This is a genomic window from Streptomyces sp. NPDC015032, assembly GCF_043080425.1.
Lineage (GTDB): Bacteria > Actinomycetota > Actinomycetes > Streptomycetales > Streptomycetaceae > Streptomyces.
Genome location: NZ_JBIBVN010000014.1, coordinates 183,259 through 204,781 on the forward strand (window position 1 = coordinate 183,259; position 21,523 = coordinate 204,781).

Here is a 21,523-nt window from a genome sequence, read left to right on the forward strand (position 1 = left end):
CCCCGGCGATTGAAGCCGGACCGAATAAGAGCACCAGGAAGGAAGCCGAAACCATGGCTGATCAGAAGCTCTCAGATGCCGCTCTCCTCAAGCTGGAGGGTGAGCTCTCCACGCGGTTCGATTCAGTGAAAGGCCAGCTGAAGACGCTGCAGGCGACGATCGACAGTCTGGAAGGCGCTTGGAAGGGCATCGGCGCCGGCGCCTTCAACACCAAGCAGGAAGAGGTCAATCGGAAGATGGTCAGCATCGCCCATCGGCTCCTCAATTTCCAGGAGGCCATCAAGGCGGCGCGAACCATTTCTGGTAACACCGAAGACGAAATCAAGCAGGCCCTCCAGGGCGTCGACGTCGTCAGCGGCTACTCGGGTGACGCGACGGCGGAGGCCAGGACCTCGAACCTCAACAACTTCTGATCCTGCCGCGACCGCACCACGCACGAGGCAGTCACACCAAACCTAGATAACACGGGAGGACCGCATGCCGAACAACAACGACGGCACGATGGTTGTCACTTACGCGAGCCTGGACCTGGCCGCCGGGGCTATTGACCGGCAGAGCAAGCAGCTCCAGGAGGACCTTGCGTCCATCAAGCGGATGATCGCCAATGTGTCCGAGCTCTGGGTGGGCGAAGCCAAGAGTGCCTATGACACCGCTCAGCAGGGCTGGGACAACGACGCCACGGGGATTCACACCGCCCTGAGCGAGATCTCCAAGAAGGTGCGCGAAGCTGGTGCTGCTTACCATGCCGGCGACAAGCGGGCGAGGGCCAACTTCGAGTAGAACTCGGCAGCACACAGGTCAGGGTGGGCACGCACGGGAGGTGCCCACCCTCACCTGTGTCCCGAACACCAAGCCGGGCACAGCGCAGCGCCCTTGCCACGAGGCAGGGGCGCTGTCACCAGACCCCGGAGCAGCACCATCCCCGTCTCAGATCCTCAGCAGGTAGGCGGCGAGAGAGTTGATCCCTGTCAACTTGCGGGCATAGCCAGGGTGGTTGGCTCCGGCCGCACCAGGCATCCGACGCTTCCCGGGCGCAGGGAAACCAGCTGGATCGCACGGTCGGGAGTGCGCAGCGACATCCGGAACCCGCCGTCCACAGCGGTGACCTGGGCACTCCCGTCGTCGTGCGCGAGGCCCCACGCGGCGACACGGGCGTCGGGCTCGCCGCTGTCGGTTTCGAACTGCTCGACCACGGCGAAGAGGCGGGGTGCGGTGGCTTCGACGAGGGCCCGGATCTCGTCGGCAAAGCGGTCAGGATTGCCTGTGGGGGAGGAAGGTGGAGATACGTTAGCCATGCGAAGCCTCCTGTCAGTGGGAGGAGTTGGGCGGCATTGGTAACGCAGCCGGTGTGGGGATAGGTGTATCCCTTTCACGGGGAGAGTTTGAATATTCCGTCGTGTGAGTGACGGATGGAATACCTGCGCGAATGGAGGTGGGTTCGGGTGGCGCGAGAGATGCCTCGACTCTGCGGCAGCGGCGCCTGGCAGCCGAACTACGCAAGCTGCGGGAGCGGGCCGGACTCACGTCGATGATGGCTGCGGCGTGCGTCGGTGTTCAGCAGGCGAGAATGAGCATGATCGAAGCTGGGCGTTATGCGGTGAGTGCTGACCGAGTGCGTGCCATGGCGAACAGTTATTCATGCGATGACGCCGCTCTGGTGGATGCCATGGCGGAGATGACAGGCGGCCGCGAGCGCGGCTGGTGGGACGAGTACCGCGAGCTGCTGCCTGCGGGACTGATCGAGGTCGCGGAGTGTGAGAACTGGGCGACCTCGATGCGTGTGGGGGTAGTCGTCTCCATGCCGGGACTGGCACAGACACTGGAGTACGCGCGAGCAGTGTTCAGGCAGAGTGTTCCGCAGTTGCGACCCCATGAAATCGAACATCGCGCTTCTTTCCGAGTCAAGCGCCAAGCGGTGCTCTTCCGGGAGGTCACACTTCCCTACACCGCCATCGTTCATGAAGCAGCGCTACGCATGCGGTTCGGTGGACCTGAGGTCACTCGCGCGCAGTTGCGTCACATGGCCGCGATGATGGAGCAGGGCAACGTCACGATCAGAGTGATTCCCTTCGAGCGCCAGGATTTCCCCGCTGCTGGGCGGCCGATCACCTACGTCGCCGGGCAAGTTCCGCAGTTGGACACCGTTGTGCTGGATTCCGATCACGGTTGCGATTTCCTCGATGCTGAGGCGCAGCTTGCGCGCTATAGATCTGTCCTGGACCGCATGGAGAGCTGCGCGCTCAGCCCCGCGCAAAGCCGGGACTTCGTCCATAAGATTGCTGGAAGTCTCTGAGAGGCCATTTCATGTCCGAGTACAACTGGCAGAAGTCCTCGTACAGCACCGAGGGCGCGAACTGCATCAATGTTGCCGGCGCGTCTGATAGCACGTTCCGACTGCGAGAGAGCGACGAGCCAAACGTCATACTCATTGCCAGCAGCGTCGGCTTGTCCGCACTGCTTGAGTCGATCAAAGCTGACCAGGTCACCCGCGCATAGCGCAGGGGGACAGGGCTTCTCCGTAATGGCCCCTGCCCATAGCTGTCTGCCGGGAGAGACGGCTATGGGCAGGGGCGTCAGGCCGTGCAGCGAGAGCCTTCTTCACTGTTGGTACGAAGTGAAGAGTGAAGGCCTTGATGTGCTTGCGGCGTTCGGCGACGTCGTTCGACTGGCGGCTGATGGTGATCTGCACGACGAGGTGGTCCGCCGTCGGGGCCACGCAGCCTGCACTGACCATGGCGTTGTAGTCGCCCACCGCACCTAGCCCCTGTACGGATCCGAGTAGCCGGGGGCGAGATTCCCCCCGGCTACTCGGATCTTCGCGCCGCCCGTTTTGCCGAACGTCACCAACCTAAGGTGAACCCCACCGGCCCGTCCCCGAACGGAACACGCCCTGCGCTCCGCCCGGCCGTGCATCACTTGAAGCGGGGCAGCTTGTCGGGAAGCTCTTGGGCTTCCTGGCACTGTTGAATTTTATAGTTGTGCTTCAGTAGTTGATAGGAAAAGTCGGTGACCGCCTGCCGCAACTCCATTCCGCTTGCCCGGGTTTCACCGATTGCCCTGGACTCCACGATCAATGCATAGGTATTTCGCGCCTCTTCGGGCTTCTTTCCGGGCGGCGTACAAGGGACGTACATGGAAACATCATCCGGGGATGCGATCACGCTGACGGCTCCCGCTCGCACCTCGAACTTCCCTTCCTCCCGACCGTGGCCGTAACCTTCTCGCCAGTCGTCAAAGGAGGCGTCGTGCACCAATCCATCACCGGAAATGATTGAGTCCTGGCTGCGAGTCTTGACGTTGCAGGAGAAGATGAAGCTCTCCTTGAACGGGGAAACTTTTCTTGCGCGTTCGTGAGCCGTCATCGTACTCGGAAGAATTTTGGCCACTATCCCCCGATCAATTGCGCCCGAACACACCTTGGAAGGCAAGCGGTCAACTCCCTTGGTGAAAATCTCCACATAGCCGAAAAAGCCCACAGCCAGGACAGCCAGGCCCAGAACGACTTGAATGACCGTTCTTTTCTCCATACTCATTGCGGCAACCCCATCTTCACTCTCACGAGCTGGGGCGGGCATGACTGTCCTCCAAAACTTGGTCACTCCGCGTCCATCCTTCATTGACTCCTTCCAGAATCAACATATCTGTAGAATCACCAGGCAGCTTTGACTCATGCACGGAAATTGCATTACGTGCTGAATCCTGCGTTTGCACTACGGCTGAATCCTGCGCGTGAGCAAGCCCCTTTCCTGATGCGTACAGGGAAGCGTCGAGTGCACTCTCCTCCTCGCGTCCGTCCATCAGCCGATCGACTGCCATACTGATGATTCCACCGAAGAATCCGCCGCCTGCCGCTCCCACCATTGCGCCCGACAGGTTCTGAGGTGCCAGCGCCACAGCCCCCACTCCAACACCTGCAGACGTGATGGCCTTGTAGAGGTCACCTTGACTCTTGAGGGCCTCGTTCTCACTCTTTTCAGATTCCAGCTTTCCTGCAATCGCAGCGTCGGCAACCGAGTGACCCACGATTCCCTCAATAAGTCCGGCATTGGTGGCGACCGCCTTGATCGCAATGTTCGGATCACCATCAAAAAGAGAAGGATCCGAGACATGAGCCTCAAGGAGGCTACTGGTGTAAATCGACTCACCCAATCGAATCGCAGCTCTCCCGTCTTTATCGCGAGCAACCTCGTAAAAAAATCTCTCACTATCCACTCTTTCCAATCCGGGCGGGTCGGCACTGTTGGAAAGGAAAATCGAGTCGGACCGTTCCCCTGTCAGGGCTTGGCTGATCTCAGGCATATAGGCAGAAGCCATATGGTGTAATCCATGTGATTCGAGATGTGGGCGCAGGCATCCACCAGCGACTGCAGTTGCTTCTCCCACTTCTTCTGCACCTGGTCGAGGCCACCACCGAGCTCGAACTCCTGGGAGGTGAGATCCCTTGCGGCGGTCTGACTGCTGGACCACGCGTCCCGGCCGTGCTGTGCAAGGTCCTCGAACAGTCTGAACGCGCTGTCGCCGACAGCAGCCAGAGGTCCTGCTGATCGACCTTCAGGTCGCCCTGCTTGCTGCCACTGCCTGCAGGTCAGGCTGTGTTGAGCTGCATCTGCGTGCTGTTCCTGTCGGCCACGTCGGCCTTCAGCTGCTCCCACTCGGCCCATGCCATGCGCGAGAACCCTTCGGTGTGTGCCCGGAGTACCGGACATTCGGAATCTCTTCTGTCCTGTGAACGGCAGCCGCAGCAGTGGCCGGCTGCCGGCGCCAGAGGCGCGGAGAGCGCGAGAGTACGTGCCGGGCGGGAACAGGCACACCGGCCTGCCCCGCCCACCGCGCATGCGGCGCTACCGCTCCGCCCGCCCACCGCGCAGGCGGCCCTACCGCTCCCCGGCCATGAGCCCGGACTGCACCAGCGGATTCCCCCGTCGCCTCGTGACGAAGACCCCGCGCCCCGGAGGCATCGGGCGCGGTCGTACGTTGCCGAGGACGTCCCCCTCGATGGGGTCGCCGGAGAGCATCAGGCCCTGCGCGCCCAGCTCCATGATGCGCTGCATGAACGGCTCGTACAGGGCCCGTCCGACGCCCGCCGTGCTACGGGCGACGATGAACCGGACGCCGACGTCACGCGAGAACGGCAGCATCTCCGTGAGCTTGGCCAGCGGGTTTCCGCTGGACGTGGAGACCAGGTCGTAGTCGTCGATGACCACGTACACCGTCGGACCGCTCCACCAGCTGCGCTCGCGCAGCTCCTGGGCCGTGACGTCGGGCGACGGCGTACGGCGCTTCATCAGGTCGTACAGCGCGTCCATATGGTGCTCCATGTTGTTGGACATGGGCACGTACTCCGCCAGGTGCGTCGCAGGGGTGACGTCCAGGAGCGCTCGCCGGTTGTCGATGACGAAGAACTTGCAGACGTTCCCGTCGTACCTCTCGGCCAGCTGCTTGATGAGCAGTCGCAGCAGGTTGGACTTGCCGGACTCGCTCTCGCCGAACACCAGGAAGAACGGGTCGCGCTCGAAGTCGAGGAAGACCGGCTCCAGGTTGTTCTCGTCGATACCGAACGCGACGCCCCGCTCCGGATGCGCGTGGCCCGCGGGCAGTTCCTGCACCGGGAGTTCGCGGGGCAGCAGCCGGACCGCCGGGGCGGGCGCAGCGGTCCAGTGCCGGGCGACCTCCTGGTTCATGGCCGCGGTTGCCTCGGAGAGGTCGCTGTCGGAGTTGATGCCGTCGATCCGCGGTACCGCGGCCATGAAGTGCAGCTTCTCGGGTGTGAGGCCACGACCGGGCACGCCGGCCGGCACGTTGACCGCGGCCTTGCGGTCCAGTTCGGAGTCCATGACGTCGCCGAGCCGCAGTTCGAGCCGGTTCATCAGGTGGTCCTTGAGGTTGGCCCGGACCTCCATGGAGCGCGACGCCGTGACGATCAGGTGGATGCCGTAACCGAGGCCGCGTGCCGCGATGTCCACGGCCGCGGCTTCCAGGCCCTCGTAGTCCGAACGGAAGTTGCCCCAGCCGTCGATGATCAGGAAGACGTCGCCCCAGGGCTGGTCCGTGGCCGAGATGTCGCCGCGCGCCCGCAGCCTGCGGAAGGTGGCGATGGAGTCGATGCCCGCGCTGCGGAAGTACTCCTCGCGCCGCGCCATGATCCCGTACACCTCGGAGACCGTACGGCGCACCCGCTCCGGGTCGAGCCGGGAGGCGATCCCGCCGACGTGCGGAAGACCGGAGACCGAGGCCATGCCGCCGCCACCGAAGTCGAGTCCGTAGAACTGGACCTCCTGGGGCGTGTGGGTGAGTGCGAAGCCCGCGATGAGGGTGCGCAGCAGCGTGGATTTGCCGGACTGCGGACCACCGGTGATCTGCATGTGGCCCGCCGCCCCGGAGAAGTCCCGGTAGAGCGTGTCGCGCCGCTGCTCGTACGGCTTGTCGACCACGCCGAGCGGTACGACGAGGCGGCCGGAACCTTCGAATCCCGGCTGGGTCAGCCCACGGCCCTCGACCGCGGAGAGACCCGGCAGGAGCTCGTCCAGCGACGGCGGGTTGTCCAGCGGAGGGAGCCACACCTGGTGCGCGGAGGCCCCCCGGCCCTCCAGTCGGCGCACGATCACATCGAGCACCGTGTCCGCCAGGGCGTCGTCGTCCGGCGTACGCGCGTCGGGTACGGAGGTTTCCGCCCGCGGGCTCGGCTGTACATACTGCACCGGCACCGGAGCCGCCGTGAACACCACCGGCCTGCGGTCCACCGGCAGGGGGCCGGAGGATACGGTCGCCTCGGCGCCCGAGCGGTACACGCCGGAAACGTACGCGGCCTTGAAACGCACCATCTCGTCCGTGCCGTACTTCAGGTAGCCGGAACCGGGGACGTTGGGCAGATGGTAGGCATCGGGCACACCCAGCGCCGCCCGGGACTCGCCCGCCGAGAACGTGCGCAGGCCGATCCGGTAGGACAGATAGGTCTCCAGACCGCGCAGCCGCCCCTCCTCGAGGCGCTGCGAGGCCAGCAGCAGATGGACGCCCAGCGAACGGCCGATGCGTCCGATCTGTACGAACATCTCGATGAAGTCGGGCTTGGCCGTGAGGAGTTCGCTGAACTCGTCGATGACCAGGACGAGGGAGGGGATCGGCTGCAGCGGGGCGCCCGCGGCGCGTGCCTTCTCGTAGTCGTGGATGTTGGCGTAGTTGCCCGCGTCGCGCAGCATCTCCTGCCGGCGGTTGAGCTCACCGCTGATGGAGTCGCCCATGCGGTCCACCAGCGTCAGATCGTCCGCGAGGTTGGTGATCACCGCTGCGACGTGGGGCATCTGCGCCATACCGGCGAAGGTGGCACCGCCCTTGAAGTCCGCGAGGACGAAGTTGAGCGTCTCCGAGGTGTGGGTGACGGCAAGGCCGAGCACGAGCGTACGCAGCAGTTCGGACTTGCCGGAACCGGTGGCGCCGACGCACAGGCCATGCGGTCCCATGCCCTCCTGCGCCGCTTCCTTGAGGTCCAGCATCACGGGACTGCCGTCCTCGCCGACGCCGATCGGGACGCGCAGCCGCTCCGCCTGGGAGCGGGCCCGCCAGGTCCTGCTGACGTCGATCGAGGCCGCGTCACCGAGGTTCAGCAGATCGGTGAATTCGAGATTGGCGAGCAGTGGCTCGTCCTCGTCCCCGCCCGAGGCCGCACGGAGCGGCGCCAGTTGCCGGGCCAGTGCTTCGGCGGCCTCTTGGCTGAGCAGGTCGGGAAGACCGTCGTAGACCAGCCCGTGCTCGGACTCCAGTTGCAGTGATTGGGGGTGCACGACGACGGACAGGCCGCCGCGGGCCCCGTTGACCTCACCCGGTACGACCTCGACGACCGTCACGCCCTGCAGGCCCTCGGCCGCAGCGAGCGCCGACACCGGCGATACGGACCGGCCGTCGAGCACGACGACGACATGAGGCTGGTCCATGAGCGGTTGGCCGTCGGGCTGGAAGCGCGGCCGGCCGTCGAGCCGGCCCGCGAGCATCTCCTCCAGCTCCGCGACGTCGGTGGTGATCAGACGGCGGCTGCCGGCACCGTCGACGGAGTCCGTGGCCTGGACGTGCGGAAGCCACTTCGCCCAGTCCCAGTGCGGGGCGGCGTCCTGACCCGTCGCGACGGCGATGACCAGATCCTCGGGGGAGTGCAGCGAGGCGAGCGCACCGACCATCGCGCGGGCCGTGGAACGGACGGACTCCGCTTCGCCGCTGATGGTGAGGTGGTAGAAGGCGCGCAGCGAGACCGCCATGGGCAGGCCGTCCAGCGTGCTGTGGGTCGTCAGGAACTGCTGCATCGCCCCGGCGGTCAGCGGCTCCAGCTCATCGACCGGCGCGGTCTCGGGCGTGATCAGCGGCGTGGCGAGTTCCTGAGTGCCCAGGCCGATGCGTACCTGCGCGAAGTCGGCGTCACCGACACGGCGCTCCCACACCCGGCTGCCCTCGGCGACAAGCGCCCACAACTGGTCCGGGGACGGGTGGAGATAGAACTGCGCGTCGCGCTGTTTACGGGCTGTCTTCAGAACGGCGCGTCTTGTCTGCGTCAGATACTTCAGATAGTCGCGCCGCATGTCCGCGAGCTGCCCCTGGGTGCCCTGCCGGAGGCGGACGATCATCGCAATGGCCATGGCGACCGTTGACGCGATCATGATCATGCCCATGATGCGCATGATCGGATTCGGAGTCATGAAGAAGAAGACGACGGAGCCGCCCATGCCGAGCATCGGCAGCAGCTGCATCATCATCCCCTCCTGCTGACCACGAGGCAGCTCGGGCGGGGGTTGCAACTGCACCTGCTCGTCCGGCACTTCGGAGGGCAGAGCCCGCGGTGCGCGCTTGACGACAATCTGGCTCACAGCTCACCAATTCCCTTGCCGGACAGAACTGTTCGTATCGGCGCCCCCGTGGCGACGGGCTCCATCCGCGGGAGGATCCTACTGGCGTGCGGGATGACCAGGGAGCGGTAGGGTGTCGCGACGCGTGTAAGCATCCGCTAACTACCGCAAGGAAACGGGCATTCGGAGCGCGAGCGAGGCCAGCGGCCCCGGGGTTCGTTTCGGAAGAACGATGAGGGGGAGCAGCAGGTGACTATGACGGCCCAAGCGGCAGCCACCGGATCCGGTCGGCCGGGTCCCGGAGTTCCGGCCGGCAACGGAACCGGTTTCTGCCGGGTCACGGTCGTCGCGCCCGACAGCCGCGTCGACGTGGCGCTGCCCGAGGACATTCCCGTCGCGGACCTGTACCCGGAGATCCTCCGGCTGTCGGGGCAGGGTCCCGCCCAGGGTGCTCCGGTCGGCTATCACCTGGTACGCCGCGACGGCACCGTCCTCGACGGCGGTCGCACCCTGGCCGGTCAACGGATCCTCGACGGCGAACTGCTGTCCCTGCGCCCCTTCTCCGAGTCGCTGCCCCCCGCGGTCTTCGACGACGTCTCCGACGCCGTCGCCACCGCCGTCGCCCGGGACCGCACCCTCTGGGGCGACGGCCTCATGCGCGGAGCCGGGCTCTTCGGCGGGTCGGTCCTGCTGGTCCTGCTCGGTTTCGTGCTGTGGAACTCCGACGTCCGGCACGACATGCACGGCCTGCCCGGCGTCCTTGCCGCTGTCGTCGCCGTACTCGCTCTCGCGCTCGCCTGCGTACGTGCGCGCGTGTACGACGACCGGGGATCGTCCACGGCTCTGGGGATCGGCGCGCTCGCGAACGCGGCGGTCGCCGGTGCCGGGCTGCTGTCGCTCGGTGCGGGCCAGGGCATCGGCAGGCTGCAGTTCCTGCTCGCCTGCGCCGCCGTGCTGGTGGTGGCGGTGATCCTGATGATCGTGACCCCCGGAGGGGACGGTCTCTTCGTCGCGTTCGTGTTCGCCGCCGCCATCGGCCTGCTGGTCACCTTCATCGCGATCATGACGGGCATGGAGCCTGCCGAGACCGCGGCGGTGTGCGCCCCGCTCTCCGTGGGTGTCCTGGCCTTCCTGCCCGGTCTCTCCACCCGTTTCGCCCGCCTCCCCATCGGCTTCGATCCACCCCGTACCACCGTCGGCGACTACGGGACGTCCGAACCGGCACCGCAGGGCCCGGTCGACGCCGACCGCATCGCCGCCCAGGCGCGGCGTGGCCACGAACTGCTCGTCGGGCTGGTCGGCGGATGCGCGCTGGTGGCCGTGGGCGCCGCAGCCGTCCTGGGGTTCTCGGACAACATCTGGGGCCAGTTGCTGGCGCTCGCCACCGGAGTCGCCATGCTGATGCGCTCCCACCTGTTCCGTTACACGGCCCAGGTCGGCTGCGCCCTGGCGGCGGGTCTCGGTGCACTCGTCCTCCTGGGCCTCGGCCTGTCCCTCAATCCGCCGACCGAAATGCTGCGTGAGGCCGTCACGGGGGACAGCACCTCGCTCGACATCCGTACGATCTGGCTCACCGCGGCCGTCGCGGGCGCCGCCGCCCTGATCACTGCCATCGGGCTGATCGTGCCGCGCAAGGGAGTCACCCCGTTCTGGGGGCGCTTCCTGGAGATCGCCGAAGCGTGCGTGCTCCTGACGCTGATGCCCCTGTGTCTCGCCGTTTTCGACCTCTATCACTCGATCCGCGCCCTCACCAGCTGACCCCGCGGGCCCACCCGGCCGGACCGGCTCGGCCGGGCAGGAACGATCCCGCGGGGCGACCGGGAACGCGGCGGCACCGGGCGCCCCGGGTCACCACACCCCGGCCGGACCGGCTCCGCCGGGCTGGTACGCTGTGTGACGGCCGTTTGTGTACGCGTTCCCGGATCATCCTGGGAGCTGCGCTCATCGGACCTTCGCCTCCGAGTTACGGAAGCTCCCCTGAGAGCGAGACCAGGGGCGCTCGTGGGCGCATCGAACTATCGAAGAGGAGTACCGCGTGTCGCTCGACGCCGCTACGAAGAAGCAGATCATGGCCGAGTTCGCCACCAAGGAGGGTGACACCGGTTCCCCCGAGGTCCAGGTCGCGATGCTCTCCCGTCGCATCTCGGACCTGACGGAGCACCTCAAGACCCACAAGCACGACCACCACTCCCGTCGTGGTCTGCTGATCCTGGTCGGCCAGCGCCGCCGCCTGCTGCAGTACCTGGCCAAGAAGGACATCCAGCGCTTCCGTGCCCTGGTTGACCGCCTCGGCATCCGCCGCGGTGCGGCCGGCGGCGCCAAGTAATACGCCGTGAAGGGAGCGGTTCCCACCACTGAGGGGGCCGCTCCCTTTGCTGTACGTACGATTGTGCGTACGGACGCCTGTACGGGACAGGACGGGCCCGCCCGCACGGCCAGAATGCCAAGCCGAGCCGAATCTCAGTAATCTGGTCGTAGAACGACCCGAGAAACGACTCGAATCTGGTCGTAGAACGACCCGAAGAACGACCCGTAGAACGAACCACGACGAGCGAGAAGCAGACCTCCCCGCCGCCGGTCCTCGGTAGTGGCCCCCGGACTCATCGACCCGGGTGCTTCGATCGAAGACCGGCCCGCCGATGGAGGGCTTCTCCGCTACCGTTCCCCGCCACACGGGCGTGGGGGCGATGAAGACGATATGTATCGGAGAAAACGCTAGTGGAGAACGAGACCCACTACGCCGAGGCCGTTATCGACAACGGAACCTTCGGCACCCGCACCATCCGCTTCGAGACGGGCCGCCTGGCCAAGCAGGCCGCCGGCTCCGCCGTCGCGTACCTGGACGACGACACCATGGTGCTGTCGGCCACCACCGCTTCCAAGAAGCCCAAGGACCAGCTCGACTTCTTCCCGCTCACGGTGGACGTCGAGGAGCGGCAGTACGCCGCCGGCAAGATCCCCGGCTCCTTCTTCCGCCGTGAGGGCCGGCCCTCCGAGGACGCGATCCTCACCTGCCGCCTGATCGACCGCCCGCTGCGCCCCTCCTTCAAGAAGGGCCTGCGCAACGAGATCCAGATCGTCGAGACGATCATGGCGCTCAACCCCGACCACCTGTACGACGTGGTCGCGATCAACGCCGCCTCCTGCTCCACGCAGCTGGCCGGCCTGCCCTTCTCCGGCCCGGTCGGCGGCACCCGTGTCGCCCTGATCAAGGGCCAGTGGGTCGCCTTCCCGACGCACACCGAGCTCGAGGACGCCGTCTTCGACATGGTCGTCGCCGGTCGCGTCCTGGAGGACGGCGACGTCGCGATCATGATGGTCGAGGCCGAGGCCACTGAAAAGACCATCCAGCTCGTCAAGGACGGCGCCGAGGCCCCGACCGAAGAGGTCGTCGCCGCCGGTCTCGAAGCCGCGAAGCCCTTCATCAAGGTCCTCTGCAAGGCCCAGTCGGACCTCGCCGCCAAGGCGGCCAAGCCCACCGGCGACTTCCCGGTCTTCCTGGACTACCAGGACGACGTCTTCGAGGCGCTCGCCGCCGCCGTCACGTCCGAGCTGGCCCAGGCGCTCACCATCGCCGGCAAGCAGGACCGCGAGGCCGAGCTGGACCGCGTCAAGGAGATCGCCGCCGAGAAGCTGCTCCCGGCCTTCGAGGGCCGCGAGAAGGAGATCTCCGCCGCCTACCGCTCGCTGACCAAGAAGCTGGTCCGCGAGCGCGTCATCAAGGACAAGGTCCGCATCGACGGCCGCGGTGTCACGGACATCCGCACGCTCGCCGCCGAGGTCGAGGCCATCCCGCGGGTGCACGGCTCCGCGCTGTTCGAGCGTGGCGAGACCCAGATCCTGGGCGTCACCACCCTCAACATGCTCCGCATGGAGCAGCAGCTGGACACCCTCTCCCCGGTGACCCGCAAGCGCTACATGCACAACTACAACTTCCCGCCGTACTCCGTCGGTGAGACCGGCCGCGTGGGCTCGCCCAAGCGCCGCGAGATCGGCCACGGTGCGCTCGCCGAGCGCGCCATCGTGCCGGTGCTGCCGACGCGCGAGGAGTTCCCCTACGCGATCCGCCAGGTCTCCGAGGCGCTGGGCTCCAACGGCTCGACGTCCATGGGCTCGGTCTGCGCCTCCACCATGTCGCTGCTGAACGCCGGTGTGCCGCTCAAGGCCGCCGTCGCCGGTATCGCCATGGGCCTGATCTCCCAGGAGATCGACGGCAAGACCCACTACGTCGCCCTCACCGACATCCTCGGTGCGGAGGACGCCTTCGGCGACATGGACTTCAAGGTCGCCGGTACGAAGCAGTTCGTCACCGCGCTCCAGCTCGACACCAAGCTCGACGGCATCCCCGCCTCGGTCCTGGCCGCCGCGCTGAAGCAGGCCCGCGACGCCCGCCTCCACATCCTCGATGTGATGAACGAGGCCATCGACGTCCCGGACGAGATGTCCCCGAACGCCCCGCGGATCATCACCGTCAAGATCCCGGTGGACAAGATCGGTGAGGTCATCGGCCCCAAGGGCAAGATGATCAACCAGATCCAGGAGGACACCGGCGCCGACATCACGATCGAGGACGACGGCACCATCTACATCGGTGCCGCCGACGGACCGGCCGCCGAGGCCGCCCGCGCCACGATCAACTCGATCGCCAACCCGACCATGCCGGAGGTCGGCGAGCGCTACCTGGGTACGGTCGTCAAGACCACCACCTTCGGTGCGTTCGTGTCCCTCATGCCGGGCAAGGACGGCCTGCTGCACATCTCGCAGATCCGCAAGCTCGCCGGTGGCAAGCGCGTGGAGAACGTCGAGGACGTGCTCGGTGTCGGCACCAAGGTCCAGGTCGAGATCGCCGAGATCGACTCCCGCGGCAAGCTCTCCCTGATCCCCGTCATCGAGGGCGCTGAGTCCGATGGCGGCTCCGCCGCGGGGTCCGAGAAGAAGGACGACGCCGCCAAGTGACGTCCCGTAGTTCCGTGACGACGGCCCGCGCCTCCTCGAAGGCGCGGGCCGTCGCCCGTACCCAAACGCTTCTCAAGGGCACCAACGGCATCGGTACGGTCCGCCGCACCGTGCTCCCGGGCGGCCTCCGGGTCGTCACCGAGACGCTGCCCTCCGTCCGCTCCGCCACCTTCGGGATCTGGGCCAACGTCGGATCACGCGACGAGACCCCCACCCTCAACGGCGCGACGCACTACCTCGAACACCTCCTCTTCAAGGGCACCGCCAGACGCAGCGCCCTCGACATCTCCGCCGCCCTCGACGCGGTCGGCGGCGAGATGAACGCCTTCACGGCGAAGGAGTACACCTGCTACTACGCGCGGGTCCTCGACACCGACCTGCCGCTGGCCATCGACGTCGTCTGCGACATGCTGACCGGCTCGCTGATCACCGCCGAGGACGTCGACGCCGAGCGCGGTGTCATCCTCGAGGAGATCGCCATGACCGAGGACGACCCGGGCGACTGCGTGCACGACCTGTTCGCGCACACACTGCTCGGCGACACCCCCCTCGGCCGCCCGGTCCTCGGCACCGTCGACACCATCAACGCGCTCGACCGCGGCCGGATCGCCCGCTTCTACAAGAAGCACTACGACCCCACGCACCTGGTCGTCGCCGCCGCGGGCAACATCGACCACGCCACGGTCGTACGCCAGGTCCGCAAGGCCTTCGAGCGCACGGGCGCCCTGTCCCGCACCGACGCCGTCCCGGTCCCGCCGCGCGCGGGCTCGCGCACCGTACGCACCGCGGGCCGCGTCGAGCTGCTGAACCGCAGGACCGAGCAGGCCCACGTCGTCCTCGGCGTCCCCGGCCTGTCCCGCACCGACGACCGCCGCTGGGCACTCGGCGTCCTCAACGCCGCCCTCGGCGGCGGCATGAGCTCACGCCTCTTCCAGGAGGTACGGGAGAAGCGCGGCCTCGCCTACAGCGTCTACTCGTACACCTCGGGCTTCGCCGACTGCGGACTCTTCGGCGTGTACGCGGGCTGCCGGCCCAGCCAGGTCCACGACGTCCTCAAGATCTGCCGGGACGAGCTCGACCGGGTAGCGTCCGAAGGACTGAGCGACGAGGAAATCGGCCGCGCCGTCGGTCAGCTCTCCGGCTCCACCGTCCTCGGCCTGGAGGACACCGGCGCGCTGATGAACCGCATCGGCAAGAGCGAACTGTGCTGGGGCGACCAGATGTCGGTCGACGACATGCTGGCCCGGATAGCGCAGGTCACCCCCGACGACGTGCGCGCGGTCGCGGGCGAGGTCCTCGGACACCGCCCTTCGCTCTCCGTCATAGGCCCGCTCAAGGACAAGCAGGCCGACCGCCTCGACGAAGCGGTCTCCTAACCCCACCCGTAAGGAAGCAGAGCAATGAGCAAGCTGCGCGTGGCCGTTCTCGGCGCCAAGGGCCGGATCGGATCCGAGGCGGTACGAGCCGTCGAGGCCGCCGACGACATGGAGCTGGTGGCCACCCTGGGCCGCGGCGACAAGCTGGAGACCCTCGCGGAATGCGGCGCCCAGGTCGTCGTCGAGCTCACCACCCCCGCATCGGTGATGGGTAACCTCGACTTCTGCATCCGGCACGGCATCCACGCCGTCGTCGGTACGACGGGCTGGTCCGACGAACGGCTCGCGCAGCTGAACACCTGGCTCGCCGGCTCCCCGGAGACCGGTGTGCTCATCGCGCCGAACTTCTCCATCGGCGCCGTCCTCACGATGAAGTTCGCGGAGCAGGCCGCCCGCTACTTCGAGTCCGTCGAGGTCATCGAACTCCACCACCCCAACAAGGCCGACGCCCCTTCGGGCACCGCCACCCGTACCGCGCAGCTGATCGCCGAGGCCCGGCGGAAGGCCGGCTGCGCCCCGCAGCCCGACGCCACCGCCACGGCCCTGGACGGTGCCCGCGGCTCGGACGTCGACGGGATCCCGGTCCACTCGATCAGGCTCCGCGGTCTCCTCGCCCACCAGGAAGTGCTGCTCGGCGGTGAGGGGGAGACCCTCACCATCCGCCACGACTCACTGCACCACAGCAGCTTCATGCCTGGCATCCTGCTCGGCGCACGCCGCGTGGTGACCACTCCCGGCCTCACGGTCGGCCTGGAACACTTCCTCGACCTGAACTGACTGAGCCCCCGCCATGCGCGCAAAGATCACATACTTCGTCACCGCTGCCGTCCTGGTCTTCTACTTCGCCCTGGTCGGCAGCCGTGGCGTCCTGCTCATCGAGCACGGCACCCCGCTGACGGTCACCTTCGGCGTCGCGGTGCTGATCCTGCCGGTGATCGGGGCCTGGTTCCTCTGGAAGAACACCCAGTTCGTGGCACGGGCCAACGCGCTGGCCGCGGAACTCGACGCGGAGGGCGGCCTGCCGGTCGACGAACTGGTCCGTACCCCGGCCGGCCGCATCGACCGCGCCTCGGCCGACGCCGTGTTCGCACGGCGCCGTGAGGAGACCGAGGACGCCCCGGACGACTGGCGCTGCTGGTTCCGCCTGGCCGTCGCCTACCAGGACGCCAGGGACACCCCACGGGCCCGGAAAGCCATGCAGCGTGCCATCGCCCTGCACACGAAGCCGCCCCTCGGACGGGTCGCACCGGCCGAATCAAGCCCGCCCGGCGATCGAGGATGTCCGTCGAGCCCATCCGGCGCTTGACGAAGCGGGGACCGGACGGCCCCGCTACCCCTCGCCTCAGAGGTCACCCGACAGGCTCTCAGCCCTGCCGGTACTCGTCCCCCCACGCCTCGACCGTGTCGGCAGCACGGTCGAACGCCTCGCCCCGTGCCAGAAAATCCGCGTTGTTGTCGGTGAGCAGGGGCGGGAGTGTCGCGCCACCCTGGCGTACGACGATCAACGCCTGTCCCTGCACCGTGCGCGGAAACCCGAGCCACTTCACCGGCTGCTGCACGGTGCGGACGGCCGCGACCTGGTTCCACGGCACGGTCGTCGTCGTGAGGAAGCCCACCCGGCGTACGCCGTGCTGGCTCACCCAGACGCCGGCGCGGAGCAGCCGCAGGGCGCAGACGATGACCACGAGCGCGAGTCCCAGACAGACGGCGGCACCCGGGACCGCCCCGGCGAACGCGGTGATCATCCCTGCAAACAGGATGAACGACGCGAGCAGCAACAGGGAGGCAGCGGCTGCCACCCGCCAGGGCCCGGGGCGGTAAGGGCGCCGCCAACTGTCGTGGTCGTCGAACGGCAGCACGACGTCCTCGGCGCTCGCGTCAAACTCGCGGTCGGCCGTCAGGAAGGGCAGGGGCACGACTGATCCTCACTCACAAGCACGCTCGATTGCTGTGCCCGGTGAGGCTACCGAGGAGGTCACCGCTCCGACCACCCCAGGGGGCCTGTACGAGTCAGCGCCCGTGGGCGGCCTCGGTCTGCTGGGAGTGCGACAGGCTCTGGGTGGGGCTCAGCGCGGGCAGGCCGAGGATCAGCGACCCCACGAGACCTGCGACCACGGTCAGCCCGATCAGGGAGCGGCCGGCCAGCTGCGAGACGCTGGTGCGCTCACGCGGGGGCGGGGTGATGTTACTGCGGAATCGGTCGGCCTCGGCTACGAACGAGAACGGGACGGATTCCCGCCGGCGGAACATGAGGAAACTCTCCTTGAAACCAGTTACGGATGCTGCTATTGAGTCAGACGCACGACAGGCCCGTTCGGTGCCCCGAATCGCCGAATTATTCGAAGAAATCCCGGGACCGGCCTTCCCGCCCCCGTTGTCGGAGGCGGCCCGTAGAGTGGGCGCTGTCCGAGCGACGCAATTGGAAGGACCCCGCCGGTGACCGAGACCCCCGAGCCCGCAAAGCCGAGCTTCCGCAGCGATGTCACTGTTGACCTGGTGAAACACGCCGCAGGCGACTCCGACGTCCTGTTCGCGGCCCGTGTCTCCACGGCCGGTGAACAGTCCCTGGAAGAGGTCACCAAGGACCCCGAGCGTTCCAAGGGGCTCATCAACTTCCTGATGCGCGACCGGCACGGCAGCCCGTTCGAACACAACTCGATGACCTTCTTCATCAGCGCCCCGATCTTCGTGTTCCGCGAGTTCATGCGCCACCGCGTCGGCTGGTCGTACAACGAGGAATCGGGCCGCTACAGGGAGCTGGAACCGGTCTTCTACGTCCCGGGGGAGTCCCGCAAGCTCGTCCAGCAGGGGCGCCCGGGGAAGTACGAGTTCGTCGAGGGCACCCAGGCCCAGCAGGAGCTCACCGGCCGCGTCATGGAGGACTCGTACCGCCAGGCGTACGAGGCGTACCAGGAGATGCTCGCTGCGGGAGTGGCCCGTGAGGTCGCCCGCGCCGTGCTTCCCGTCGGCCTGTTCTCCTCGATGTACGCCACATGCAACGCCCGCTCGCTGATGCACTTCCTCGGCCTGCGAACCCAGCACGAACTGGCCAGGGTGCCGTCCTTCCCGCAGCGGGAGATCGAGATGGTGGGCCAGCAGATGGAGGAGCACTGGGCCCGGCTCATGCCCCTCACCCATGCAGCCTTCAACAAAAACGGACGGGTGGCCCCGTAAGCGGTGTCCGTATTGCGGCGTTTCGTGAAGTTCATCTAGGCTGATCAAACGGACCCGGCACTGCTTGAACCCCCGAGCAGGCAGTGCCGGGCTCCTACTGCGTGTCCCCCCGAGGGGACATTGGGCACTGAGCAACGAGTAGCGTGTTACCCATGGCTCCGATCTCCACTCCGCAGACCCCCTTCGGGCGGGTCCTCACCGCTATGGTCACGCCTTTCACGGCGGACGGTGCACTCGACCTCGACGGTGCCCAGCGGCTTGCCGCCCATCTGGTGGACGCAGGCAATGACGGCCTGATCATCAACGGCACCACCGGCGAGTCCCCGACCACCAGCGACGCGGAGAAAGACCAGCTCGTAAGGGCCGTACTGGAAGCCGTGGGGGACAGGGCCCACGTCGTCGCCGGCATCGGCACCAACGACACCCGGCACAGCGTCGAACTCGCCCGTACGGCCGAACGCTCCGGTGCCCACGGCCTCCTCGCGGTGACGCCGTACTACAACAAGCCGCCGCAGGAAGGCATCTTCCGCCACTTCACGGCCATCGCCGACGCCACCGGCCTGCCGGTGATGCTCTACGACATTCCCGGCCGCAGCGGAGTGCCGATCGACACCGAGACGCTGGTGCGGCTCGCCGAGCACCCGCGTATCGTCGCGAACAAGGACGCCAAGGGCGACCTCGGCCGCGCCAGCTGGGCCATCACCCGGTCCGGCCTCGCCTGGTACTCGGGCGACGACATGCTCAACCTGCCGCTCCTCTCGGTCGGCGCCGTCGGCTTCGTCTCCGTCGTCGGCCATGTCGTCACCCCGGATCTGCGCGCCCTCATCGAGGCGTACCTCGGCGGCGACGTCCAGAAGGCCACGGAGATCCACCAGAAGCTCCTGCCGGTCTTCACCGGAATGTTCCGCACCCAGGGCGTGATCACCACCAAGGCCGCGCTGACCCTCCAGGGCCTCCCCGCAGGCCCGCTGCGCCTCCCCCTGGTGGAACTCACCGCCCAGGAAACGGCGCAGCTCAAGATCGATCTCGCCGCCGGCGGGGTAGAGCTTTAACCACAGACTTCACAACTGAATAAGCCAAGACCACTCGCAAGAGCGACAGCACAGACAACAGCAAGTGCACGAAATGACATGCGCGCCACGTGCCCAAGCGGTACGTGGCGTGCGTGGTAAGGAGAGTCTTTTGAGTCATCCGCATCCCGAACTCGGCACCCCGCCGAAGCTCCCGAAGGGCGGCCTCCGGGTCACCCCGCTCGGCGGCCTCGGCGAAATCGGCCGCAACATGACGGTCTTCGAGTACGGCGGCCGCCTGCTCGTCGTCGACTGCGGAGTTCTCTTCCCGGAGGAGGAGCAGCCCGGCATCGACCTGATCCTGCCGGACTTCACCACCATCCGGGACCGCCTCGACGACATCGAGGGCATCGTCCTCACGCACGGCCACGAGGACCACATCGGTGGCGTCCCGTACCTGCTGCGCCTGAAGCCGGACATCCCCCTCATCGGCTCCAAGCTGACCCTCGCGCTGATCGAGGCCAAGCTCCAGGAGCACCGCATCCGCCCGTACACCCTCGAAGTCGCGGAGGGCCAGCGCGAGCGCATCGGCGTCTTCGACTGCGAGTTCGTAGCGGTCAACCACTCCATCCCGGACGCTCTCGCGGTCGCCATCCGCACGCCTGCGGGCATGGCCGTCGCGACCGGTGACTTCAAGATGGACCAGCTCCCGCTGGACGGCCGGCTCACCGACCTGCACGCGTTCGCGCGGCTGAGCGAGGAAGGCATCGACCTTCTCCTCTCCGACTCGACCAACGCGGAGGTGCCAGGCTTCGTCCCGCCGGAGCGGGACATCTCCAATGTCCTGCGCACGGTTTTCGCCAACGCCCAGAAGCGCATCATCGTGGCGAGCTTCGCCAGCCACGTTCACCGCATCCAGCAGATTCTCGACGCGGCCCACGAGTACGGTCGCCGGGTCGCCTTCGTCGGCCGTTCGATGGTCCGCAACATGGGCATCGCCCGGGATCTGGGCTACCTGAAGGTCCCCGCGGGCCTGGTGGTCGACGTCAAGACCCTCGACGACCTGCCGGACGACGAGGTCGTGCTGGTCTGCACGGGTTCCCAGGGCGAGCCGATGGCCGCGCTGTCCCGTATGGCCAACCGTGACCACCAGATCCGGATCGTCCAGGGCGACACGGTGATCCTGGCGTCGTCCCTGATTCCGGGCAACGAGAACGCGGTCTACCGCGTGATCAACGGCCTGACCCGCTGGGGCGCGAATGTGGTGCACAAGGGCAACGCCAAGGTCCACGTCTCGGGCCACGCCTCGGCCGGCGAGCTGCTGTACTTCTACAACATCTGCAAGCCGAAGAACCTGATGCCGGTCCACGGTGAGTGGCGCCATCTCAGGGCCAATGCCGAACTGGGTGCCCTCACCGGCGTGCCCAAGGACCACATCGTCATCGCCGAGGACGGCGTCGTCGTCGACCTCATCGACGGCCGGGCCAAGATCGTCGGCAAGGTCCAGGCCGGTTACGTGTACGTCGACGGCCTTTCGGTCGGGGATGTCACCGAGACCTCCCTCAAGGACCGCCGGATCCTCGGTGAGGAGGGCATCATCTCCGTCTTCATCGTGGTCGACAGCTCCTCCGGCAAGATCACGGGCGGCCCGGACATCCATGCCCGCGGCTCCGGTATCGACGACTCGGCATTCAGCGCCGTCGTGCCGAAGATCGAGGAAGCGATCAACAGGTCTGCCCAGGACGGTGTGCTGGAGCCGCACCAGGTCCAGCAGCTGGTCCGCCGCACGGTGGGCAAGTGGGTCTCCGACACCTACCGCCGACGCCCGATGATCCTGCCGGTCGTCGTCGAGGTCTGATCCCGGCAGCGCGAACTCCGGAGCGGGGCCCCCGATTTGCATCGGGGGCCCCGCTCCAGTACGTTTACGGCTCCGCCTGACCGGGAAGCGCCGCGCACACTCGTGCGCCATGGACGGCCCGAACGGGGTGGAAATTCCGACTCAGAACTTCTGATAAAGTCGGATCCGCCGAAAGGCAAGGCCATTCCAATAGGCCGCCGGAATTCATATTCGGACCGGAAACGGAACGAAAAAGAGTCTGGTAAGGTTGGAACCGCCGGAAAGGGAAACGCGAAAGCGAAGAACTGGAAAGCAGCCCCGCTTCGACCGGGAATCGGACAC

Annotated in this window: 20 protein-coding genes; 13 read left to right on the plus strand and 7 right to left on the minus strand. The window is 67.0% G+C overall.

Annotated features, from left to right (window positions below; translation table 11 throughout):
- Positions 1–53 precede the first annotated feature (53 nt).
- Together ACF08M_RS21525 and ACF08M_RS21530 are read left to right on the plus strand one after the other, a co-directional pair.
- Entirely contained in the window at positions 54–413 is a 360-nt protein-coding gene (locus ACF08M_RS21525) for a WXG100 family type VII secretion target (protein WP_392186844.1), read from the plus strand.
- A gap of 64 nt (positions 414–477) precedes the next feature.
- Positions 478–780 carry a WXG100 family type VII secretion target gene (locus ACF08M_RS21530; RefSeq protein WP_392186845.1) on the plus strand — a complete coding sequence of 101 codons (303 nt, stop codon included), beginning with the start codon at positions 478–480 and terminating at the stop codon, positions 778–780.
- A 188-nt stretch (positions 781–968) separates the two neighbouring features.
- Here ACF08M_RS21530 and ACF08M_RS21535 read toward each other — a convergent pair whose 3' ends face one another.
- Entirely contained in the window at positions 969–1,295 is a 327-nt protein-coding gene (locus ACF08M_RS21535) for a hypothetical protein (protein WP_392186846.1), read from the minus strand.
- Between the two features lie 131 nt (positions 1,296–1,426).
- Between ACF08M_RS21535 and ACF08M_RS21540 the strand changes: the two genes are divergently transcribed.
- Together ACF08M_RS21540 and ACF08M_RS21545 are read left to right on the plus strand one after the other, a co-directional pair.
- A complete protein-coding gene (locus ACF08M_RS21540) occupies positions 1,427–2,293 on the plus strand; it encodes a helix-turn-helix transcriptional regulator (RefSeq protein WP_392186847.1) in 867 nt (288 codons plus the stop codon).
- Between the two features lie 11 nt (positions 2,294–2,304).
- Positions 2,305–2,496 carry a DUF397 domain-containing protein gene (locus tag ACF08M_RS21545; RefSeq protein ID WP_392186848.1) on the plus strand — a complete coding sequence of 64 codons (192 nt, stop codon included), beginning with the start codon at positions 2,305–2,307 and terminating at the stop codon, positions 2,494–2,496.
- Here ACF08M_RS21545 and ACF08M_RS21550 read toward each other — a convergent pair.
- From ACF08M_RS21550 to eccCa, 4 genes are all read right to left on the minus strand, one after another.
- The gene (locus ACF08M_RS21550) at positions 2,483–2,752 is read right to left on the minus strand and encodes a hypothetical protein (RefSeq protein WP_392186849.1); all 270 of its coding nucleotides are present in this window, start codon (positions 2,750–2,752) and stop codon (positions 2,483–2,485) included. The genes ACF08M_RS21545 and ACF08M_RS21550 overlap by 14 nt on opposite strands.
- A gap of 160 nt (positions 2,753–2,912) precedes the next feature.
- Positions 2,913–3,533: a hypothetical protein gene (locus tag ACF08M_RS21555; RefSeq protein ID WP_392186850.1), complete on the minus strand. Its 621-nt coding sequence runs from the start codon at positions 3,531–3,533 to the stop codon at positions 2,913–2,915.
- A 22-nt stretch (positions 3,534–3,555) separates the two neighbouring features.
- A complete protein-coding gene (locus ACF08M_RS21560; protein WP_392186851.1) occupies positions 3,556–4,314 on the minus strand; it encodes a hypothetical protein in 759 nt (252 codons plus the stop codon).
- 560 nt (positions 4,315–4,874) lie between these two features.
- The gene (gene eccCa, locus ACF08M_RS21565; RefSeq protein WP_392186852.1) at positions 4,875–8,849 is read right to left on the minus strand and encodes a type VII secretion protein EccCa; all 3,975 of its coding nucleotides are present in this window, start codon (positions 8,847–8,849) and stop codon (positions 4,875–4,877) included.
- Between the two features lie 234 nt (positions 8,850–9,083).
- Here eccCa and eccD point away from each other — a divergent pair, with 234 nt between their 5' ends.
- From eccD to ACF08M_RS21595, 6 genes are all read left to right on the plus strand, one after another.
- Positions 9,084–10,586, plus strand: a complete 1,503-nt coding sequence (gene eccD, locus ACF08M_RS21570) for a type VII secretion integral membrane protein EccD (protein WP_392186874.1) — start codon at positions 9,084–9,086, stop codon at positions 10,584–10,586.
- 277 nt (positions 10,587–10,863) lie between these two features.
- Complete coding sequence (gene rpsO / locus ACF08M_RS21575) at positions 10,864–11,154, plus strand: 30S ribosomal protein S15 (RefSeq protein ID WP_189546018.1); 291 nt, start codon at positions 10,864–10,866, stop codon at positions 11,152–11,154.
- A 392-nt stretch (positions 11,155–11,546) separates the two neighbouring features.
- Entirely contained in the window at positions 11,547–13,784 is a 2,238-nt protein-coding gene (locus ACF08M_RS21580; RefSeq protein WP_392186853.1) for a polyribonucleotide nucleotidyltransferase, read from the plus strand.
- A complete protein-coding gene (locus ACF08M_RS21585) occupies positions 13,781–15,160 on the plus strand; it encodes a M16 family metallopeptidase (RefSeq protein WP_392186854.1) in 1,380 nt (459 codons plus the stop codon). Before ACF08M_RS21580 ends, ACF08M_RS21585 begins: the two co-directional genes overlap by 4 nt.
- A gap of 24 nt (positions 15,161–15,184) precedes the next feature.
- Positions 15,185–15,937: a 4-hydroxy-tetrahydrodipicolinate reductase gene (gene dapB / locus ACF08M_RS21590; protein ID WP_392186855.1), complete on the plus strand. Its 753-nt coding sequence runs from the start codon at positions 15,185–15,187 to the stop codon at positions 15,935–15,937.
- Positions 15,938–15,950: 13 nt separating this feature from the next.
- Positions 15,951–16,466 carry a hypothetical protein gene (locus ACF08M_RS21595; RefSeq protein WP_392186856.1) on the plus strand — a complete coding sequence of 172 codons (516 nt, stop codon included), beginning with the start codon at positions 15,951–15,953 and terminating at the stop codon, positions 16,464–16,466.
- Between the two features lie 58 nt (positions 16,467–16,524).
- On the opposite strand, the gene ACF08M_RS21600 is transcribed toward ACF08M_RS21595, so the two are convergent.
- Positions 16,525–17,076, minus strand: a complete 552-nt coding sequence (locus ACF08M_RS21600) for a hypothetical protein (protein ID WP_392186857.1) — start codon at positions 17,074–17,076, stop codon at positions 16,525–16,527.
- 94 nt (positions 17,077–17,170) lie between these two features.
- Positions 17,171–17,410: a hypothetical protein gene (locus tag ACF08M_RS21605; protein ID WP_392186858.1), complete on the minus strand. Its 240-nt coding sequence runs from the start codon at positions 17,408–17,410 to the stop codon at positions 17,171–17,173.
- A 186-nt stretch (positions 17,411–17,596) separates the two neighbouring features.
- Between ACF08M_RS21605 and thyX the strand changes: the two genes are divergently transcribed.
- The 3 genes from thyX to ACF08M_RS21620 all read left to right on the plus strand — a co-directional run bounded on the left by thyX (position 17,597) and on the right by ACF08M_RS21620 (position 21,202).
- The gene (gene thyX / locus ACF08M_RS21610) at positions 17,597–18,334 is read left to right on the plus strand and encodes an FAD-dependent thymidylate synthase (protein ID WP_392186859.1); all 738 of its coding nucleotides are present in this window, start codon (positions 17,597–17,599) and stop codon (positions 18,332–18,334) included.
- Between the two features lie 152 nt (positions 18,335–18,486).
- A complete protein-coding gene (gene dapA / locus ACF08M_RS21615) occupies positions 18,487–19,386 on the plus strand; it encodes a 4-hydroxy-tetrahydrodipicolinate synthase (protein WP_392186860.1) in 900 nt (299 codons plus the stop codon).
- Positions 19,387–19,516: 130 nt separating this feature from the next.
- Positions 19,517–21,202: a ribonuclease J gene (locus ACF08M_RS21620; RefSeq protein ID WP_392186861.1), complete on the plus strand. Its 1,686-nt coding sequence runs from the start codon at positions 19,517–19,519 to the stop codon at positions 21,200–21,202.
- Positions 21,203–21,523: the final 321 nt, after the last annotated feature.